Origin of the sequence: Streptomyces sp. NRRL B-24085 (assembly GCF_001282115.1) — a bacterium.
Taxonomy (GTDB): Bacteria; Actinomycetota; Actinomycetes; order Streptomycetales; family Streptomycetaceae; genus Streptomyces.
Window position 1 is genome coordinate 1 of the sequence record NZ_LJBR01000529.1, and the last position, 3,587, is coordinate 3,587.

1 protein-coding gene and 1 pseudogene are annotated in these 3,587 nt (G+C 75.6%); both read left to right on the plus strand.

Annotation, left to right across the window (positions count from 1 at the left end):
- Window positions 1-2,271 (plus strand): DEAD/DEAH box helicase (locus tag AOJ26_RS38665; protein WP_053853020.1); only part of this gene is annotated, 2,271 nt, incomplete at its 5' end.
- A gap of 464 nt (window positions 2,272-2,735) precedes the next feature.
- A pseudogene (locus AOJ26_RS38670) lies at window positions 2,736-3,587 on the plus strand (hypothetical protein); the annotation flags it as partial.

A 3,587-nucleotide genomic window follows, 5' to 3' on the forward strand; every position in this document is an offset into this window, starting at 1 on the left:
CCCCACGCCTCCGGCCGGCCCTTCGCGGACCGCGCCCCCCAGCGGCTGCCGCACGCCCAGGACTGGGCCGCCGAAGTCGCCGCCGGCATGGACGCGGGCGTGCGGATCTCGCTCCGCCTGGACCTGCCGGCGTACAACCTGTTCAACGCCGAGGCCGACGGTGTGCGCAGCGCCGGCGCCGCGATCGTCCAGGTGCACAGCCTCGCCGACCCGACCCTGGTGACCGACGCGGCGGCCCTGTGGGCGGGGGACGCCGACGCCGTCTTCGGGCCACGCGCCCGCGTGGACGCGGCCCTCGCCGTGCGCCGCGCCGCACGGGTCTGGCCGCCCCTGGACCGGCTCTCCGAGCAGGACGTACCCGACGTACTGGCCCTGTCCGACGAGGAGTTGGGCGACCTGCTCGGCGTGGCAGCGACCCGGCTCGCGGCGGCCGGAGTGGCGGTCCACTGGCCGCGGGACCTGGCGCAGGACCTCACCGCCGCGGCGGTCGTACGCCCCGCCCCGGGCTCGGCGACCGACGGGACCGGTTTCTTCGAGAGCGAGGAACTCCTCCAGTTCCGCTGGCAGTTGGCTCTCGGCGGCGACCCGCTCAGCGAGGCCGAGATGGACGCGCTGGCCGAGGCCCACCGCCCCGTCGTGCGCCTCAGGGACCAGTGGGTGCTGGTCGACCCCGCCCTCGTGCGCAAGGCCCGCAAACGCGAACTGGGCCTGCTGGACCCGGTCGACGCGCTCTCCGTGGCCCTCTCCGGCAGCGCGGAGGTCGACGGCGAGACGGTGGAGGCGGTGCCGGTCGGAGCGCTCGCCGCCCTGCGCGACCGCCTGACGGCCGGGGTGCGCCCCGCCGAACCGCCCGCGGGCCTGCACGCCACCCTCCGCGACTACCAACTCCGCGGTCTCGCCTGGCTGGACCTCATGACCTCCCTCGGCCTCGGCGGCTGCCTCGCCGACGACATGGGACTCGGCAAGACCATCACCGTCATCGCCCTGCACCTGCGCCGGGCCCGCCGCGAGCCGACCCTCGTCGTCTGCCCCGCCTCCCTCCTGGGCAACTGGCAGCGGGAGATCACCCGGTTCGCGCCCGGCGTCCCCGTGCGCCGCTTCCACGGCACGGACCGCAGCCTGGACGACCTCGACGGCGGCTTCGTCCTCACCACCTACGGCACCATGCGGGCAGCGGCGGCGAGGCTGGCCGAACAGCACTGGGGCATGGTCGTCGCGGACGAGGCCCAGCACGTGAAGAACCCGTACTCGGCCACCGCCAAGGCCCTGCGCACCATCCCGTCGCCCGCGCGCGTGGCCCTGACCGGAACCCCGGTCGAGAACAACCTCTCGGAGCTGTGGGCCCTGCTCGACTGGACCACACCGGGACTCCTCGGCCCCCTGAAGTCCTTCCGCGCCCGCCACGCGCGCGCGGTGGAGAACGGCGAGGACGAGGAGGCCGTGACCAGGCTGGCGAGGCTGGTGCGGCCCTTCCTCCTGCGCCGCAAGAAGTCCGACCCGGGCATCGTGCCCGAGCTGCCGCCCAAGACGGAGACGGACCACCCGGTCCCGCTCACGCGTGAACAGGCCTCGCTGTACGAGGCGGTGGTGCGCGAGTCGCTGCTGGCGATCGAGACGGCACAGGGCATCGCGCGCCGGGGCCTGGTCCTGAAGCTGCTGGGCGCGCTGAAGCAGATCTGCGACCATCCCGCGCTGTATTTGAAGGAGGAGGTACCGCCAACGGCCGGTGAGCGCCTGGTCGCCCGCTCCGGCAAACTGGCCCTGCTGGACGAGCTGCTGGACACCCTGCTCGCGGAGGACGGCTCGGCCCTCGTCTTCACCCAGTACGTGGGGATGGCCCGCCTGATCACCGCCCACCTCGCCGCCCGCGCAGTCCCGGTGGACCTGCTGCACGGCGGGACGCCGGTGCCGGAGCGCGAGCGCATGGTGGACCGCTTCCAGAGCGGTGCGATCCCGGTGCTCGTGCTGTCGTTGAAGGCGGCGGGCACCGGCCTCAACCTCACCCGCGCGGGTCACGTCATCCACTTCGACCGCTGGTGGAACCCGGCCGTCGAGGAACAGGCCACCGACCGCGCCTACCGCATCGGCCAGACCCAGCCCGTCCAGGTCCACCGCCTCATCACCGAGGGCACCGTGGAGGACCGCATCGCCGAGATGCTCGAAGCGAAGCGTGCCCTCGCCGACGCGATCCTCGGCTCCGGCGAGTCCGCGCTCACCGAACTGACCGACCGCGAACTGACCGACCTCGTCACCCTCCGGAGGCAGTCATGACCCCGGGCCCGGCCGACGAGGTCCGCCGAGCCCTGCGGGAGGCCCGGGAGCGGGCGGCTCGGGGACAGGACTTGGCGGGCCAGGGGAGTACAGGTTCGGCAGGGGAGGCCGAGGGCTCTGCCGCGTCCGAGGGCGGAAAGGACACGGGACACGGGGCTGCGCCGGCTGTGGAGGGCCGCGGGGGCGACGGGGCCGGGAGTTCGCGGGCCCGGGGCGCGGACGACGGTGTGGTGCCGGGTGCGGAGAACCACGGGGCCGAGAAAGCCGGCGGTGCCGCGTCACGGGCCGCGGACGTCGGTGTGGTGCGGGCCGAAACCCCTGCGGCCGGGCGGATCGGTGGTCCGGCGGTGGGCGACGAGGCGGCGTCGGCTGCGGGAAGCCGTGCAGGGGAGGCGATCGGGAACCCGGCACACGGGGCGCCGGACACGGAGAGCCGCGCAGTCGGGAAGTCCGGGAGCTCCGCCATGCACGGCAACGAGCTCCATGCCGACGAGGAAGACCGCAGCCTCGCCGGGAAGGAAGCGGCTGACTCCGCAGCGCGGACCGCGGCCACGGGCTCGGACCACGAAGCCGACCATGGCGCGGCGCACCGGGGGAGCGGAGACCGGTCAGGTACCGGCGGCGGGCAGGACGCGGACGGCACGCTGACCGAGGACTCCGAAGCCAACCCCGCCCCGGCCGGGCCCCGGCCGGGTGACGCGGCTCGCGCGGCCCTGCGCGAAGCCGTCGCGGCGCGGCGAGCCGCGACGGCGGGCCGGTCCGGGACAGGGCCCGGCAGTACAGGGGACGCGGAGTCCGGTTCCGCCGGGCCCCCGCAGTCCCGCGCACCCCGACCGGAAACCGCCACGACCCGACCCGCGTCGGACTCCGGCACGACCGGTGCCCCGCGTCCGTCCGGCGCGGGCGCCCTCCCCGCCACCGTCCCCACCTCCTCCGCAGAGTCCACGGAAGCCCAGTCGGCCGCAGACCCCCGCGACGACCTGCCTGCGGAGCAACCCGGCGCACGCCCCGCCGATGCCGCCCGCGAAGCGCTGCGCGCCGCACGCAAGAGGCGGGCGGACGCCGAGGCGGCGGAAGCGGAAGCCGCCCACGCACGTCGCTCCCGCAGGGCCACCCCGCCGTCCGCGTCCCGGGAGCGGGGCCGGACGCCGAGCACAGCCTCCGGCGTCCGGGCGCGTGGCGTACGGGAGCTGCTGGCCGACGCCTTCCGGATGCCCGACCACGCGGACCAGCCGGGGCAGGACCACGCTCCCGCACCCGACGCAAGCCTCCCGGCCGCCGAACCCTCCGCGGCAACCGCCTCCGACGAGCACCCC